This is a genomic window from Paenibacillus sp. 2TAB19 (assembly GCF_052115185.1).
Lineage (GTDB): Bacteria > Bacillota > Bacilli > Paenibacillales > Paenibacillaceae > Pristimantibacillus.
On the sequence record NZ_JBFRGE010000185.1, the window covers coordinates 1 to 2,167 of the forward strand.

Sequence of the window (2,167 nt, forward strand, 5' to 3'; positions counted from 1 at the left end):
GACCGGTCGTGTTCAGAACTGGGGACAAATGCTGCTCCAACTCTCCGTTTTCTTCCCTGATCGAGTCGGCCAGCACCTACGCTAACAGGCCAACTCCCCCTCGGGGGAGTTCCTTATAAATGAGTTTACACAAAATTATTGACAGACCCCAGTTTAGTCATGAATATCAGTTAAACACAATCGATAGTTATTTTTATAGTTTAACCATTATAAAAATTTATAAACCTCTACCATCTGCGCAATAGTTTTTTGATTTAATAATCAACTTTTTGCTTTGGACCAAATCTGCCTGGCAACCTCTATACAGTTTTCTATTTTAAATGGTTCACCAAAACTTTTCTCAAAAATCACTTGTATCCGATGACCTAATTCATTAATATAGGTGGCATCTCCGATACTTTCAATTACTTTTTTAATCTCACTTTCAAACTCATCATCTGGTGCATGCGGCAACAAACCGTAAGGATTCCACGAATTAATAGCTTCTGTTACAACTGTCTTAATATTATCATCTATCATTGTATCCATCCTATTCTTCAAATTCATTCTATTCGAAGTATTAGCCGACCAAATAAAATACGTAATCACTCTGCTATTCAATTATTCAACTATCGTCTCCTGTTTGTTTAAGTTGATAAATGTATTTCACAGCTCCTATTTGTCAGTATTTCAATTAACTGTTGGACAAATCCATCATGATTTACTGATCCCTCACGAAAGGACTTATTAAAGGCTTTCCACTCTAATTTGAACGGTGGAATCAATCCGAACCCTCCACACAAACAATCATCAAGTCCATCCAGGCTAGCTCCGAAATAACCGAAAGGGCCATTTATGGCTTCTCCTATTGCGATATAAAAAGATGCTATATCATGAATAATTTCTCCATCAATTATGATAACTTGTTCATTCCTATCAATACTAGATACACGCCTTAATCGTATAACCTGTAACCATGCTCGTTTTTCTTCTAAAGAGAAATCCGTCCATTGTCTAAGTTCGTTAGAATTCTCACGTAATTTCCCCMAAATATCAAAAGCGAAAGGTAACGGTTTTTCAGGGAAATGACCTATAATTTCAATTGGACTTTGCTTGGAAAACTCCAATGTTTTTATCTTAACATCCTTATTGGGAACGAAAAAATATCCACCTAAACTCTTTCCTTCCTTAGATAGGAATTTGAGATACAAGTTTGAAATGGCCAATGTAGAAGTCTCCTTAACGTCCTTTGTTAATTTAAAGCCATGTAACGTCAAGACTGAATAACCTTCTTCATTTGAAGTTAATATCTCTGCCTTATGACAGAAACCCAGTACTGAATCATCTTCAACGTTAACAACCGAAAATTTATAGCTCAAACAATCCCACCTCTAATAACTGCTTAAATTCCATCTTACCATGCTAAACTGCCAGTTAGTTGAAAAAGACGATAATAACTTTTAAAGTATAGAGTACTATTTGTATTGGCAAGAGGAGGTTCGTTTTCATGAATATTTTAATTTTAGGTGCAACTGGACGAGTTGGAGGTCAAATAGTTACTTATGCCCTTCATGACAGACATMATGTTACTGTATTAGTTCGTACTCCAGAGAAGATTCAAATAAATAATCGAAATTTAACGATTATTCAAGGTAATGTTTTAAATAAAGATGATATCTTTCGTGCAACACATGGGATTGATGTAGTTATTAGCGCATTAAATACGGATGGGACAACTACGCTATCAGAAAGTATGCCTCTGATTATCGAAGCCATGCAAATCGAAGGTATACAACGAATTATAACTATAGGAACTGCTGGTATCCTGCAAAGTAGAACCACCCCAGATTTACTGCGTTATCAGTCAAGTGAATCAAAGCGTAAGTCAGTCCGTGGAGCAGAAGAGCATCATAAAGCTTACGATAGGCTAAAACAATCAACACTCGAATGGACTATTGTCTGTCCTACGTATTTGCCGGATGGAGAACGTGTAGGTAAATATCGTGTAGACCGTAGTTTTTTGCCGGAAGGTGGTGTTGAAATATCCGTGTCGGATACAGCAGAATTTACATATAGCCAGATAAAAAGTAGAGATTTTATAAAATCACGTGTGGGTATCGCCTACTAACCGCGCAGAAATCGCCATAGAGGATCACAGCGTACGCTGTGATCCTCTATGGCGATTTCT

General features: G+C 36.9%; 3 protein-coding genes. 1 reads left to right on the top strand and 2 read right to left on the bottom strand.

What is annotated here, in order from left to right; all coding sequences use genetic code 11:
• Positions 1 to 261 precede the first annotated feature (261 nt).
• Together AB4Z33_RS30820 and AB4Z33_RS30825 are read right to left on the bottom strand one after the other, a co-directional pair.
• Positions 262 to 528, bottom strand: a complete 267-nt coding sequence (locus tag AB4Z33_RS30820) for a DUF1871 family protein (RefSeq protein ID WP_442053554.1) — start codon at positions 526 to 528, stop codon at positions 262 to 264.
• A 98-nt stretch (positions 529 to 626) separates the two neighbouring features.
• The gene (locus tag AB4Z33_RS30825; RefSeq protein WP_442053555.1) at positions 627 to 1,358 is read right to left on the bottom strand and encodes a barstar family protein; all 732 of its coding nucleotides are present in this window, start codon (positions 1,356 to 1,358) and stop codon (positions 627 to 629) included.
• 128 nt (positions 1,359 to 1,486) lie between these two features.
• Between AB4Z33_RS30825 and AB4Z33_RS30830 the strand changes: the two genes are divergently transcribed.
• Entirely contained in the window at positions 1,487 to 2,107 is a 621-nt protein-coding gene (locus AB4Z33_RS30830) for an NAD(P)-dependent oxidoreductase (RefSeq protein WP_442053556.1), read from the top strand.
• The last annotated feature ends 60 nt before the right edge of the window (positions 2,108 to 2,167 follow it).